General features: G+C 70.1%; 7 protein-coding genes. 5 read left to right on the top strand and 2 right to left on the bottom strand.

Annotated elements, in window-relative coordinates:
* Positions 1 to 31 precede the first annotated feature (31 nt).
* The 4 genes from ACFPMG_RS01290 (at position 32) to ACFPMG_RS01275 (ending at position 5,754) form a co-directional block, all read left to right on the top strand.
* Complete coding sequence (locus ACFPMG_RS01290; protein WP_376993452.1) at positions 32 to 1,426, top strand: ethanolamine ammonia-lyase subunit EutB; 1,395 nt, start codon at positions 32 to 34, stop codon at positions 1,424 to 1,426.
* Positions 1,423 to 2,235 (top strand): ethanolamine ammonia-lyase subunit EutC, encoded by an 813-nt coding sequence (gene eutC, locus ACFPMG_RS01285; RefSeq protein ID WP_376993451.1) that lies wholly within the window; start codon positions 1,423 to 1,425, stop codon positions 2,233 to 2,235. Before ACFPMG_RS01290 ends, eutC begins: the two co-directional genes overlap by 4 nt.
* Positions 2,236 to 2,351: 116 nt before the next feature.
* A complete protein-coding gene (locus ACFPMG_RS01280) occupies positions 2,352 to 4,361 on the top strand; it encodes an NAD(P)-binding protein (RefSeq protein ID WP_376993450.1) in 2,010 nt (669 codons plus the stop codon).
* 13 nt (positions 4,362 to 4,374) lie between these two features.
* On the top strand, positions 4,375 to 5,754 hold the full coding sequence (locus tag ACFPMG_RS01275) for an OmpP1/FadL family transporter (protein WP_376993449.1): 1,380 nt from the start codon (positions 4,375 to 4,377) through the stop codon (positions 5,752 to 5,754).
* A 39-nt stretch (positions 5,755 to 5,793) separates the two neighbouring features.
* Here the strand turns inward: ACFPMG_RS01275 and ACFPMG_RS01270 are convergent, their stop codons facing one another.
* Entirely contained in the window at positions 5,794 to 6,759 is a 966-nt protein-coding gene (locus ACFPMG_RS01270) for an acetoacetate decarboxylase family protein (protein WP_376993448.1), read from the bottom strand.
* Positions 6,756 to 9,053 carry an NAD(P)-binding protein gene (locus ACFPMG_RS01265; protein ID WP_376993447.1) on the bottom strand — a complete coding sequence of 766 codons (2,298 nt, stop codon included), beginning with the start codon at positions 9,051 to 9,053 and terminating at the stop codon, positions 6,756 to 6,758. Before ACFPMG_RS01265 ends, ACFPMG_RS01270 begins: the two co-directional genes overlap by 4 nt.
* Before the next feature lie 264 nt (positions 9,054 to 9,317).
* Here ACFPMG_RS01265 and ACFPMG_RS01260 point away from each other — a divergent pair, with 264 nt between their 5' ends.
* Complete coding sequence (locus ACFPMG_RS01260) at positions 9,318 to 15,077, top strand: trifunctional serine/threonine-protein kinase/ATP-binding protein/sensor histidine kinase (RefSeq protein WP_376993446.1); 5,760 nt, start codon at positions 9,318 to 9,320, stop codon at positions 15,075 to 15,077.
* The last annotated feature ends 10 nt before the right edge of the window (positions 15,078 to 15,087 follow it).

Below are 15,087 nucleotides of genomic sequence, written 5' to 3'. Positions count from 1 at the left end.
GGACGAACCGAGGAGGGGGAGAGGGGACGCCATGGCATTTGCCCACACTCTGGCCGGGACGCGGTACGGGTTTCCCGATCTGAAGACGCTGCTCGCCCGCGCCTCGCCGCCGCGCTCGGGCGACGCGCTGGCCGGGCTGATCGCCGCCAGCGCGGCGGAGCGGGTGGCCGCGCAGATGGCCCTGGCCGACCTGCCGCTGCGCCATTTCCTGACCGAGGCGGTCGTCCCCTACGAGGCGGACGAGGTGACCCGGCTGATCGTCGACGGTCATGACGGCGCCGCCTTCGCCCCGGTCGCCCACCTGACCGTCGGCGGCTTCCGCGACTGGCTGCTGTCGGAGGCGGCGGACGCGGCGGCCCTGACGGCGCTCGCCCCCGGCCTGACGCCGGAGATGGTCGCGGCGGTGTCGAAGATCATGCGGCTGCAGGATCTGATCGCCGTCGCCGCCAAGACCCGCGTCGTCACGCGCTTCCGCAACACCATCGGTCTGCCGGGACGCCTCTCCACCCGCCTGCAGCCCAATCACCCGGTGGACGACCCGCGCGGCATCGCCGCCAGCGTCCTCGACGGGCTGATGTACGGCAGCGGCGACGCGGTGATCGGCATCAACCCGGCGACCGACAGCGTGGAGGCGATGACCACCCTCCTGGAGATGCTGGAGGAGCTTCGCCTGCGCACCGGCGCGCCGATTCAGTCCTGCGTGCTGGCCCACGTGACCACGGCGCTGCGGGCGATGGAGCGCGGGGCGCCGGTCGATCTGGTCTTCCAGTCCATCGCCGGGACGGAGGCCGCCAACCGCGCCTTCGGCGTCTCGCTGGCCCTGCTGGACGAGGCGTGGGAGGCCGGCAAGGCGCTGAACCGCGGCACCGTCGGCGACAACCTGATGTATTTCGAGACCGGCCAGGGCAGCGAGCTGTCGTCCGGCGCGCACGAAGGGGTGGACCAGCAGACGGTGGAGGCGCGCTGCTACGCCGTCGCCCGCCGCTACCGGCCGCTGCTGGTCAACACGGTGGTCGGCTTCATCGGGCCGGAATACCTCTACGACGGCAAGCAGATCACCCGCGCCGGGCTGGAGGATCATTTCTGCGCCAAGCTGCTCGGCCTGCCGATGGGCTGCGACGTCTGCTACACCAACCACGCGGAGGCCGACCAGGACGACATGGACGCCCTGCTGACCCTGCTCGGCGTGGCCGGATGCACCTTCATCATGGGGGTGCCGGGGGCCGACGACATCATGCTGAACTACCAGAGCACCTCCTTCCACGACGCGCTCTATGTGCGTCAGGTGCTTGGCCGCCGCCCGGCGCCGGAGTTCGAGGCGTGGCAGCAGGCCGCCGGCATCGCCGATTCCGCCGGGCGCCTGCGCTTCGATCCCGCCGCGTCCTGCCTTTTGCCCGCCCTGCCCCTGCCGGAGGAGCAGCCATGACCGAGTCCGAACCGGTGCCCCTCCCCTCCCCGGCCCAACCGGACCCGGTCCAACCCGATCGCTGGGCGCATCTGCGCCGCCACACCGACGCGCGGATCGCGCTGGGCCACGCCGGGAGCGGCCTGCCCACCGCCGCCCACCTCGCCTTCCAGGCCGCCCACGCCCAGGCGCGCGACGCGGTGCACACGCCGCTCGACGCCGCGGCGCTGCTGGCGGCGCTGGCGGAGCGCGGCTGGCCGGCGGTGCCGGTCACCAGCGCGGCGCCCGACCGCGCCGCCTATCTGAAGCGCCCGGACCTCGGCCGGCAATTGTCGGAGGAGTCGCAGCGCCGCCTGTCGGAGCCGGTCCGCGCCCCCGACGTCGTGCTGGTGGTCGGCGACGGGCTGAGCGGCACCGCCGTGCAGGCCAATGCCGTCGCGGTGCTGGAGGCCCTGATCCCGAAACTCCAGGCGGCCGGGCTGCGGTTCGGGCCGGTGGTGGTGGCGGAGCAGGCGCGGGTGGCGCTGGGCGACCCGGTCGGCGCGCTGCTCCAGGCGCGGGCGAGCGTCGTCCTGATCGGCGAGCGGCCAGGGCTGAGCGCCGCCGATTCGCTGGGCCTCTATCTGACCTGGGAGCCGCGCCCCGGCCGGGTGGACAGCGAGCGCAACTGCATCTCCAACGTCCGAGTCGGCGGCCTCCCCGCCGCCGCCGCCGCCGCCCAGGCGGCCGCCCTGCTCACCGCGATGTTCGCCCAGCGGCGGTCGGGTATACTGCTCGACAGCGCGGCACCCGCCCCCCCTCCGGTCCTGCCGGGCGACGGCGTTCCGTAACCGATCCGCATCGGTGTGGCGGCGGAATGTTCGCATTCGTCTTAATCCCATTGCGACAACCGGCGATGCCAAGCACAATCCCCCGGCAAAACAACCGGGGGCTCGGGGTGGCTGCGATGGGAAAGACGCGTGTGCTGGTGCTGGGCGGCGGGCTTGGGGGCGTGTCCGCCGCGCTGACTCTCACGGCGACCGAGGCGTTGCGCGAGACGTTCGACGTGACGCTGGTCAGCCACGGCTGGCGGCTGGGCGGCAAGGGGGCCAGCGGCCGCAACGCCAAGCAGGGCCAGCGCATCGAGGAGCACGGGCTGCACATCTTCCTGGGCTTCTACGACAACGCCTTCCGGATGGTGCGCGGCGCCTACGCGGAGTGGGACAAGCCCGCCGACTACGCCTTCCAGACCTGGCAGGACGCCTTCCGCCCGCTGTATCAGGTGACGCTGATGCAGGACATCCCGCGCTTCGGCAAGACCCGCTGGCACTCCTGGAACCTCGACTTCCCCGAGCGCTCCGGCACGCCCGGCGACCCGCGGTCGCTCGGCCCGAACGGCTTCGCGGCCTTCCTGATCGGTGCGCTGCAGAATCTGGTCGCCAAGCACGACCATCTGCCCGGCCACCTCACCGCCAAGCTCGGGCTGGACGCCCTTGACAAGGCGCGCGCCCACATCGAGGAGGCGGGCGACGGCGCCCTGGACCACGGGCTGATCGTCGATCTGCTCAAGCTCGTCCAGAAGGGCTTCCAGGCGGTCCTGGAACCGCTGCTGAAGCTGTCGGACGAGGGCTGGGAATTCGCCTGCTTCGCCGATTTCGGCCTCGCCTTCGCCATCGGCTGCTTCGCCGACGTGCTGCCCTACGGCAAGGACGGCTTCGACCGCATCAACGGCGAGGACTTCCGCGAGTGGCTGCAGAAGAACGGCATCTCCGAGACCTTCGCGTGGTCGGCGCCGGTGCGCCTGCTCTACGACATGTGCTTCTCCTACAAGAACGGCGAAGCGACCGACGGGCCGGAGAACGCGCGCTTCGCCGCCGGTGCGGCGGCGGAGATCCTTCTGCTGATGGGCTTCGCCTACAAGGGCGCGCCGCTGTGGAAGATGAACGCCGGCATGGGCGACACCGTCTTCACGCCAGCCTGGTTCGTGCTGAAGCAGCGTGGGGTGGACATCAAGCTGTTCCACCGCCTGACCAAGCTGGAAACCTCGGAAAACGGCGCCTGGGTGGAGCGGGTGCGCCTGAACCGGCAGGTCGATCTCGTCAACGGCGCCTACGACCCGTTCGTCAAGGTCGGCTACGGCGACGACGGGAAGTGGCTCTACTGCTGGCCGTCCGAGCCGGACTGGAGCCAGATCGTCGACGGCGACAAGATCCGCGACGCCGGCATCAACCTGGAATCGGTGTTCTGCCATTGCACCGCCGGGGAATCGGTGCTGGAGGTCGGCAAGGATTTCGACCTCGTCGTTCTGGCCATGCCGCCCGCCGCGCTGGCCGACCCGGCGGCCGAGCTGATGGACGCCAATCTGCGCTTCAAGCAGATGGTCGAGGTCACCCCGGCGGTGCCGACCCAGGCGGTCCAGCTGTGGATGACGCCGAGCATCGAGGAGATGGGCTGGAAGGCCGGCCCGACCGCCATGACCAGCTATGTCGAGGAACTCGACAGCTGGGGCGAGATGAGCCACCTCATCCCCGCCGAATCCTGGCCGCCCGGCACCGTCAAGGCCGTGGAGTATTTCTGCGGCACCGCCCGCTGGCCAGCCGGCGCCCCGCCCTACGCCTGCGGCCTGCCGCAGCGGATGGCCGCGGACGTCCGCCGGGACGCCACGCAGTGGCTGAACGCCAACATCGGGGTTCTGTGGCCGAACACGGTCAAGGACGGCGTGTTCGACCAGAGCCAGGTCTATTCCTCCTACTACCGCTACAACCTCGACCCGTCGGAGCTTTACGTGCAGTGCTTCCCGGCGACGGTGGAGACCCGGCTGACGCCGGGCGACAGCGGCTTCGTCAACGCCTTCCTGGCGGGTGACTGGACGCGGACCTGGTTCAGCGCGGGCAGCGCCGAGATCGCCGTCCTGTCCGGAAAGCAGGCCGCCGAGGCCATCGCCCGCCAGACCATCGACCTCACCCCGTCCGATTGAGAACCCTGATTCAATGCGCGTAATCGCAGCGTTTGCCGCGGCGGCCACCCTGGCCGCCGCGTTTCCGTCCCATGCCACCGACGTCTACACCTTCGAAGGGTTCGGGGCCGTGTCCATGGGCATGGGCGGCACCGGGGCGGCGTCCGACATCGGCGGCGCCGCCATGATCTTCAACCCGGCAACCCTGACCCAGCGCTCCTCCTCCTACCTGGAGGGCGGGCTGGTGGTTGCCGCCCCGACCGGGCTGCGCGCCACGCAGACGCAAACCGGCGAGGTGGCGCACGGCAAGGACACCTTCCCCTTCCAGGGCTACTACATCCCCCAGGGCGGCTTCGTCTGGCGGCATGAGACTCTCGCCCTCGGGCTGGGCGCCTACGCCCAGGGCGGTTTCGGCACCGAGTACGGCGAGGGCAGCTTCATGGCCCGCCTGCCGTCCGGCGTCGACAGCGGGCTGCGCACCGGCAGCGAGGCGATGTTCATGCGCGTCCCGCTGGCCGCCGCTTGGGACGTGACGCCGAAGGTCACGGTGGCGGGCGCCATCGACTATGTGCGGGCAGGCCTGGGCTTCCGCGTCCTCCAGGGGGCCGACCAGCTCGGCGCGCTGGCCGCCACCGGGCGACTGACTGGACAAGGGCCGATGCTGGGCGCGGCCAGCGCCATGGTCGGGATGGGCGGCGGCGTCTATTTCGACATCTTCGACCCGTCGATCGCCCGCGCCGGCGTGGAGGGCGACGGGGTCAGCGGCCGGCTCGGCCTGACCTGGAAGCCGCAGGCCGACACCACCGTCGGCGCCTTCTACCAGTTCCGCACGGCGCTCAACAACCTGACCGGCGACGGCTCGGTGATCGTGCTGGCGCCCGACGGGTCGCGGCTGACCCAGCCCGCGAAATACACGCTGGGCAATTTCCAGCTCCCCGCCGAGTTCGGAATCGGCGTCAGCCACCGAGTGCGGCCCGACCTGACCGTCGCCTTCGACTACCGGCGGGCCTTTTGGGCGCAGGCGCTGCGCCAGTACAACATCCGTGTCGACGTGCCGGGCCTCGGCACGGTGTGGGAGACGCTGCCGCAGCGCTACCGCGACATCAACATCTTCGCCATCGGCGGCGCTTACCAGGTGACCGACGCGCTGACCCTGCGCGCCGGCTTCCGCTGGGCCGACAAGACCGCCCCGGCGCAGGACATCGTCTCGGTGATCCCGGTGGTCATCACCAAGCACGCCGGCTTCGGCGTCGGCTATGCCGTCTCCGAGACACTGCGGCTGGACGGCGCCTTTTCCCACGGCTTCCAGGAATGCGTGAGCAACGGCACGCCGCCCAACGGCTCCGCGGTCAATCCGGGGAAGTTCTGCAACGGCACCGACATCGTGGCGCTGAGCCTCACCGCCTCGTTCTAAAGAAGGTGCCGGCCCTTTCCGGGGCCGGCACCCCTTTCCTCACTCCGCCTGCCAAACCACCCGGCCGGGGTTGGCGCGGAAGTCCATGTGGATCTGCATGGCGAAATCCACATGGACGGTGGCGCTGCCATCCGGCCCGGCCGCGAAGCCGAAGTCCGAGATGACCTGATGGCTGGCATAGTCGGCCACCCGCAGCGTCCAGTCGCCCCGCATCGGCCAGGCGCCACGGAAGCGGTCGACGTGCATCGGGCAGTCGATCAGCGCCTGATAGCAGGCCAGCTCGCTGTCCGGGGCGTCGCGGAACTGCTTCAGGTTGATGACCGGCACCGTGCCGGCCAGCAAAGATTCCACCGCCTTGACGGCGACCTCCACCCCCTCGACCAGCCCGCCGGGGCGCAGCAGGGCCTTCAGCGCGTCGCCGAGGTCGGCGGCGAGATCCTCAAGGCTCTGCCACGCCGATCCGGGGGTCCACGGCCCGCCCTCCACCGTCAGCAGGGGGGCGAACACCCCCTCGCAGTCGGAGGACAGGGTGCGGAACAGCGTCGTCTCGCAGACGAAGCGCGGCGCCTCGGCCCCCTCCTCCGGCAGCGTGATGCGGCCCAGCGACTTGGCGAAGCCCCAGCCCTCGCGCCCGCAGACCAGCGGAATGGTCGCGTCCGGGAAGACGTAGGGCATCCACAGCACCAGCCGCGGCCAGTGGCCGGGCCGATGCTCGATCAGCGGCAGCCACAGCGAGGCCTCCCGGTAGGGAATCCAACCGAACGGCTCGGTCGGGCTGGTGCAGCGCCCGACCGACAGGAAGGTGCACAGCGCCACCGGCCCGGCCACCGTGTAGCGCACCGCGCCGGCGGGCGCCGCGTTCAGCAGTTTGTCGACCAGCGCCTGGGTGTTCACCGGGTTGCTGCGCACGACGAAGGCGGTGGCGAGGCTGTCGGTGAAGACGCCGGGTGCGGCGATCGACACCTCGCCGTGCCCGGCGAAGGAGACGTAGCGGGGGGCGGTCACGACGGCGCCCCGTTCAGGAAGTTCTCACCGGAGATGAACAGCGGCGTCCCGGAGATCGCCCGCGCCGCCTGCATGCCGGACATCACCGTCGCCTCGATGCAGGAGGTGTTGAAGCCGGTGCGGACCCAGCAGCCGGCCAGGAACAGGTTGTAGAACCCGCTCGCGTCGGTGCGCAGCCGGTACTGGGTGGAGCCGGCGGCGCTGCCCGGCAGCGTTTCGGTGGGATCGACGTTGGCGCGGATGATCTGGTGCGACAGCCGCTCCCGCCCGGTGCCGTTCCACGGGTCGTAGAGGACGTTCCAATTGAAGCCGACGCCGCCATGGCCGGACACCGTCGCCTTCGGCCAGAAATTGCCCATATAGGCGTCCAGCCACTCCGCTGCGCTGTTCGTCACCGTGTCCAGCGCCTCCTTCGGCACCTCGAGGTCGGTGGTCGGACGGGCGACCAGACCGGTCTGCCAGACGCCGCAGATGTAATGCACCGACTTTGGCGTTTCAGACTGGGGCGCACCGGTCCCGCCGGGGCGGAACTCGTAGGGCAGCGTCTGGCCCATCTCCGCCCAGATCGACCAGGGCTCCGGCCCGGCGACGGCGGCCGGCTGGCCCGGCTCCCAGCCCAGCCCCTTGAGGTCGGGACCGCACCACAGCTGCATGGACAGCGTCGGGATGATTCCGATGTTGCTGGTCATCGCGTTGAAGGCCGGCGAGGCCGCCTGCAGCTCCGCCGCCAGGGTCGGCTGGTCGTTCATCGCCTTGAAGCCGCCCATGGAGATGCCGAGGACGGCGATGTCGAAGTCGCGGCCGCGCTGCAGCGTCTCGGTCCCGACCGGCTCCCACGCGCACCAGTGCGATTCAAGCGAGGAGTTGTTGGTGGCGAGCGCCGCCTGGACCTTGTCGGCGTCCTTGATCTGGCCCCACAGCGGTTCCAGCGGCCAAGCCAGCAGGAATTTCTTGTCCTCCAGCGGCACGGTGATCAGCGGCTGGTAGTCGTCCCCGCCGTCGGCCAGATCGACCTGCCGGGCGAGGCGGACGGTCTCGACCAGCGCGCGGTCGTCGGACAGGCCGATGTCCTCGACGCGGCGGAAGAACTTCACCTTCACGCCGTTCTGGAGCAGGGTCTGGTAGATGGGCGCGATGATGACCTCGCCCATACCCGCTTCCATGTTCCACATCACCGATTCGCGGCAGGTGGCGAACATGCGCACGCAGGACAGCGCCGCGACACCGGCACCCCAGTTGGGCTGACGGTAGTCGCCGTCCTTGTACTGCATGAAAGTGTCGTAGCAGGTGCGCAGCGAGCAGCTCTGCTTCAGCGCCTCGGCGTCGCCGCCATGACGGATCAGCCAGTCGGTGAATTCCAGATCGTCCAGCGAATCGGCGGTACGCTTCTCGATCCCGAAATCGGCGATGATGCCGACGGTGAAGGGAAGCACGAAGGCTAGCAGGTCACGCGCCACATGGTTGCGCGGCAAGGTGGCCGCCGCGGCCTCGATCAGCCGCAGCAGCGTCATCAGGTCGTGGAAATGCCCCACCGGCGGAATCGCCGACGGCGCGGAACCCGGCCCATCCGCCAGCGCCCGGATCAGCCGGTGGGCGGCGACGGCGGCGTCCTTCGCGGTGGTCACGGCGGCGCCCTTCACCAGCGCCTCGGCCTGCGCCAGATGGCGGACCTCCCGGTCCTTCCAGCTTCGGATCGCGTCGGCGAAGCGGGTGGCGAGCGGCGCCGGAAGGACCTGCTGGTCGGCCGGCAGGACGGGCATCGGAGCGACGGTGCGGCCGTCGATGTGGACCAGCTTGCCGTCGACGATTAGGCCGCTCAGTTCATCCCAGTTCTCGAACACGTCGCGCACCACGCCGACCAGCGACGCGATGGCCTGCGGCAGGGTCGGCATCACGTTGGCCGAGCCCGGCTCGCCGCCCAGCACCGGCCAGGTCAGCGGCCAATAGGCGGGCTTGCCGCCGTCCAGCACCATGCCGATGGGGGTGAAGCGCTGCGGCTTCAGAACGTCCCGCCAGGACTGGAAGCTGTTGTCCGGCGAGCGCTTCCAGACGTCGAAGACGTCCTGGATCATCTTGAAGGCGTTGTTGTAGAAGCCGAACCAGACGTGCAGACCGTGCTCCTGGATGCGGTTCCACTGGTCGCGCCCGGTGGCGCCCTTGCCGCCCAGCCGCCAGCCCATCTGATAGATGGTGACGTCGTAGCGCGCCCGCTTCTCGTCCGTGTCGGACAGGAAATGCGCCGTGGTGAGGGCACCGACGCCACCACCCAAAATTGCAACCCTCGTCTTCGCCATGCTCTCCCCCCGCAGATCCGGCATCCCCGTGACGGCGCCGCGGAATTTCGCGGCTCTCGTCAGAAATTGCGGAGGAGATTAGCATAAATTGTCTTACCGCAATTGAACTATTACGCCGTTTCGCCGATGCTACAGGTCTATGCCCCGTGCGATCGCCAAGCAAAAATCGTGCAAAACCCCGGCCGGCACGCCCTGCGCTTGCTCCACCGTGGCGCGACCTTCTATAACGGATACTGCAACCACGCGACATAAGGATGCTGCGTCGTGATCGGGGCCATCCCCACCGCAACCGTGCCGGCGTTACCGGGCTTCCGCGTTGTCGAAACGCTGCATGTGGGGTCGCGCTCCACCGTGCTGCGCGCCGTCCGGCGCGACGACGGCCTGCCCGTCATCTGCAAGTTCTTGTCCGGCGACGACATCGGCGGCGAGGACAAGGCGGCGTTCCAGCGGGAATTCGCCATCACCCGCCGGTTGCGCCACGCCGGGATCGTGGAGGCGCTGGACTGCGTCCCCCACGGCAACGGGCTGATGATGGTGTTCCGCGACATCGGCGGCACGGCCCTGGACGCCCTTCCCGACGTGCGGACGGAGGACGTCGCGGTCTTCCTGCGGATGGCGCTCCAGGCCGTCGACGCTCTGGCCGCCGTGCACGACGCGGGAGTCGTCCACAAGGACATCAGCCCCGGCAACCTGATCTGGAATCCGGCGACCGGCCAGTTCAACCTGATCGACTTCGGCATCGCGTCGGAATTATCGCGGGAAGAGGCGGGCGACCCCGACGTCGGCACCATGGAGGGCACGCTCGCCTACATGGCGCCGGAGCAGACCGGCCGCATGAACCGGTCGGTGGATTACCGCGCCGACTTCTACGCGCTGGGCGCCACCTTCCACGACGTCCTGACCGGCCAGCCCCCCTTCCCGTCCGGTGACCCGCTGGAGCTGGTGCATTGCCACATCGCGCGGACGCCGGTCCCCGTGCACAAGCTCAACCCGCTGGTTCCCGAGCCGCTGTCCGCCATCGTGGCCCGGCTGATGGCGAAGAATCCGGAGGAGCGCTACCAGAGCGCCTTCGGCCTGCGCGCCGACCTCGAACGCTGCCTGACCGAATGGCGCAGCCACGGCCGCGTCGAATCCTTCGCGCTGGCCAGCCGGGACGTCCGTCCGGTGCTGCGCATCCCGCAGAAGCTCTATGGCCGCACAGCACAGTTCCGCGTCCTTCTCGACGCCTTCGGGCGCGCCGCCGCGAGCGGGTTCGAGGCCCTGCTGATCTCCGGCTATTCGGGTGTGGGCAAATCGGCGCTGGTCCGCGAACTGCACAAGCCGGTGATCGCCCGCCACGGCTTCTTCATCACCGGCAAGTTCGAGCCGCTGAAGCGCGACATCCCCTACGCCCCGGTGATCGAGGCCTTCAAGACCCTGGTGCGGCAGACCTTCGCCGCCGGCCCGGACTCGCTGGCACGCTGGCGCGCCCGGCTGCTCGCCGCGCTCGGCCCCAACGGGCGGGTCATCACCGACGTCATCCCCCACGTCGAGCGGCTGATCGGCCCCCAGCCACCGGTGCCGGAACTGGGTCCGGTGGAGGCGCACGAGCGCTTCATCTACGTGTTCCGCAATTTCGTCCGCGCCTTCGCCGGGGCGGGGCACCCGCTAGTGCTGTTCCTGGACGACCTGCAATGGGCCGACCTCGCCACGCTGAAACTCCTGGAAGGGCTGGCGGGCGATCCGGAGCTCGGCCATTTCCTGCTGGTCGGCACCTGCCGCGACACCGAGGTCGACGCGCTCCACCCGCTGCGCCACACGATCCAGACCTTCGGCGAGCGTGGCGTTCCGGTCCGCGACGTGTCCCTCGGCGGGCTCGACGCCGACGCGGTGGTGGCCCTGCTGTCCGACACGCTGCACGCGGCCCCCGACGACGTGCGCCCTCTGGCCGAACGGCTGATCGCCAACACGCTGGGCAACCCCTTCTTCCTTGGGCAATTCCTGGAGTCGCTGGAGCAGGGCGGGCTGATCGCCTATGACGGCCTCGCCGGGGTGTGGAACTGGAACCTGGAGGCCATCGAGTCCCAGCGGATGGAACGGATGGTCGACGACGTCGTCACCTTCGTGGTCCGCCGCATTCGCGAGCTGCCCGCCGAGACGCTGGCGGTTGTCCAGACCGCCGCCTGCATCGGCAGCGCCTTCGATCTCGCCACGCTGGCCGACGCGAGCCGGCGGACCTCCGCCGCGACGGCGGCGGCGCTGTGGCCGGCCCTGCGCAGCGGGCTGGTGGTCCCGGTGGGCGACGCCTACCGCTACGCCGACATGGACAGCGTGTCGCCGCGCGCCACCTACCGCTTTGTCCACGACCGGGTGCAGCAGGCGGCCTACAGCATGTTGCGGGACGCCGACGCCCTGGCCTGCCATCTCGCCGTCGGCCTCGTCCTGGAACGGGGCGGCAACGCCTCCGGCGATCGGGCCGCGGACCGGCTGTTCGCGATCACCAACCAATTGAACCGTGCCGTGACCCTGCTGTCGCCGGAGCAGAGGGAGCGGCTGGCCCACTACAACCTGCTGGCCGGGCAGGCGGCGCGCGCCTCGGCGGCGCTGGGACCGGCCTTCGACTATCTCATCACCGGGGTCGGGCTGCTCCCCGCGGACGGTTGGTCGCGCCTGTACGAGCTGGCGCTCAGCCTGCACGCCGAAGCGGCGGAGATCGCGGCGGTGAACGGCGACGTCGCCGCGGCGACCCCGCTGGCCGCGGCCATCGAGGCCAACGCCCGCACGGTCCTGGACCGCGCCCTGGCCTACGAGACGCAGATCCAGATGCACGTGTCGCGGCAGAACCTGCCGGCGGCGCTCGCCGCCTGCCGCACCGCCCTGGGCCAACTCGGCAGCCCGATCCCCGAGCGGGCGGACACCCGGCATGTGCTCAAGGAACTCGCCACGACCAAGCTGGCGCTGCGCGGCAAGGGCGAGGAGGACCTCGTCAACCGCCCGCCCCTCACCGACCCGCGCCTGCTGACGATCGGACGCATCGTGTCGCGCGTGCTGGCGAGCGCCTATCTGCACGACACCAACCTCTACACGGTGCTGCTGCTGCGCATGGTCCGCCTGTCGGCGACCGAGGGAATCCTGCCGGCCTCCGGCATCACCTACGCCACCTACGGGCTGCTGCATTGCGCGATGCTCGGCGACGTTCCGGCGGGCGCCATGTACGGGCGGGTGGCGCTGCGCGTGCTCGACCGGCTGAACGCCAACCAGGGCCGCGCCCAGACGCTGTTCGTGGTCCATCTGTTCATCGAGGTGTGGCACCAGCCGGTGGCCAAATCACTGGCCGGCCTTCTCGACGCCCACCGGATCGGCCTGGAAACCGGCGACATCGAGTACGCCGCCTATTGCCTGAACAACGCCGTCGCCCAAGGGCTGTTTCTCGGCCATCCCCTGCGGCAGCTCCAGCAGACCGCGGCGGGCCACGCCGCCGCCATCGCGCGTCTGAACCAGCAGACCGCGGCCGGTGTCTTGCGGCCCCACCAGCAGCTCATCGCCAACCTGCTGGGCGAGTCCGAAGACCCCACCGTTTTCGCCGGACCCCACGTCACGGAGGCGAGCGACGTCCCGGCGCTGGCCGCCAGCGGCAACCGCCTTGCCCTGGACACGATGCACAGCCATCTGGCCTATCTGAACCTGCTGTTCGGCCGGATCGACGAGGCGCGGCGCTGCATGGCGAAGCGCCGTCCCTTCGCCGACGCCTCCATGGGCATGGTGATGAACCTGCGCATGCGGGTGGTCGCCGCCCTGATCGACTTCGCCGCCTGGGACCGCCTCCGTCCCGCCGAGCGGCTACGGGCGCGGGCCGCGGCGCTCGGGCTGGAGCGCCGGCTCCGCGGTGCGGTCCGCCACGCGCCGACCAATTTCCGCCACCTGCTGGCGCTGGTGGTGGCCGAACGGCTGCGCGCCACCGGGCGGCTGGACAAGGCGCACCGTCATTACCAGACCGCCGCGGAGAGCGCCCGCGAGCAGGGATTCACCCACGACGAGGCCTTCGCCTGCGAGCGGGCCGGCGAGGCCGCGCTGGCGCGGGGCGACCGCTTCACGGCGAAGGCGATGCTGTTCCAGGCCCGCCACGCCTACCGGCGCTGGGACGCGCTGGCGAAGGTCCGGGCGCTGGACGCCCGGCTGGCCGAGCTGTTCGGCGAGACGGCGGCGGACCAGGGTCCCGTCGACGACGGCTTCCCGCCGCAACGCCCGGTCACCGCCTCGTCGCGGCGGCGCTCCTCCTCCGGGTCCAGCTCCCACATGGTGGATGTGGAGACGGTGATCCGCACCTCGCGGGCGCTGGCGCAGGACATCCGCCTGGGCGACCTGCTGTGGACGCTGATGAAGCTGGTCATCACCAACGCCGGGGCGACGCGGGGCTGCCTGCTGCTGCCGACCGACGGCGCGTGGCGGATCGAGGCCGACGCGACGAGCGAGGGCGACGCCGCGGAGGTCCTGCAATCCCGCCCCCTCGACGACGCGGCGCCGGTCCTGGTGCGCGGTGTCGTCGACGCGGTCATCCAGACCGGGGAGCCGGTGGTTCTGGCCGACGCCGCGAACGACGGCGATTTCCAGTACGACGCCTACACGCGGCTGGCGCAGCCGCGCTCCGTGCTGTGCCTGCCCTTGCGCAACCGCAACCAGATGGTCGGCATCCTCTATCTGGAGAACAACCTCGCCGCCGACATCTTCAGCCCGGAACGGCTGGAGCTGCTCGACCTCCTGTCGGTGCAGATCGCCATCTCCATCGAGAACGCCCGTCTCTACGATGGGCTGGAGCGGCTGAACCGCACGCTGGAAGCCCAGGTGGCCGAGCGGACGCGCGAGGTGGCCGAGCAATCGCAGCTGCTGCGCGCCACGCTGGCCAGCATGTATGACGGCTTGGCGGCCTTCGACGCCGAGGAGCGGCTGCGCGTCTGGAACGAGCGGGCCATGGCGCTTTTCAGCCTGCCGGACACGCTGCGCCGGGTCGGCGTTCCGTATCGGGAGCTGAGCGCCGCGGTGAACGCCTCCGGGCAGCTTCTGACGGCGCTGGTGCCCTCGCCCCTGGTCAGCAGCCCCAGCGAGATCGAATTCGCCGACGGGCGGGTCATCCAGGTCCGCAGCAATCCCATGCCGGACGGCGGCATGGTGCAGGTCTATGTGGACGTGACGGTGGACCGCAGCCGCGAAAACGAGCTGCGCGACGCCCACGAGCAGCTCCACGCCACCCATGCCCAGCTCAAGGCCGCCCAGCAGCAGCTCGTCCAGGCGGAGAAGATGGCCTCTCTCGGGCAGCTCGTCGCCGGGGTAGCGCACGAGATCAACACGCCCATCGGCATCGTGATGACCAGCGCCTCCTATCTCGGCGAGAAGATCAGCGCGCTCGAAACGCTGTCCGACACCGGCAAGATGCGCCGGGCCGACTTCCAGGACTTCATGCAGGCCGCGCGCGACGCCGCCACGCTGATGATCAGCAACGCCACCCGCGCGGCGGACCTTGTGCAGAGCTTCAAGCAGGTCGCCTCGGACCAGACGCGCAGCGACCGCCGGCGGTTCGACCTGCACGGCTATCTGGAGGAGGTTCTGGTCAGCCTGCGCCCGACCTGGCACCGCCCCGGCCACGAGGTGCGGCTGGAGTGCCCCAAGGGCATCGAACTGGACAGCTATCCGGGTGTGATCGCCCAGATCGTGACGAATCTCATCACCAACTCGGTCAACCATGCCTACCGAGAAGGCGAGAAGGGCCGGATCGCCATCACCGCGCAGACGCTGGAGAACGACGGGGTGCGGTTGGTCTACCAGGACGACGGCTGCGGCATCCCGGTGGAGAACCACATCAAGGTCTTCGAACCCTTCTTCACGACGCGGCGGGGCACCGGCTCGACCGGCCTCGGCCTGCACATCGTCTTCAACCTCGTCACCAGCCAGCTCGGCGGCACCATCCAGCTCGACAGCCGGCCCGGCGAGGGAACGCGATTCACCGTCGAGTTCCCCTGCCGTGCCCCCGGAAAAACACCGCAGAGCTGAGATGGCGGGC

It is taken from the genome of Azospirillum himalayense (assembly GCF_042657465.1).
Lineage (GTDB): Bacteria > Pseudomonadota > Alphaproteobacteria > Azospirillales > Azospirillaceae > Azospirillum > Azospirillum himalayense.
This window is presented reverse-complemented; position numbering and strand designations above follow the sequence as displayed.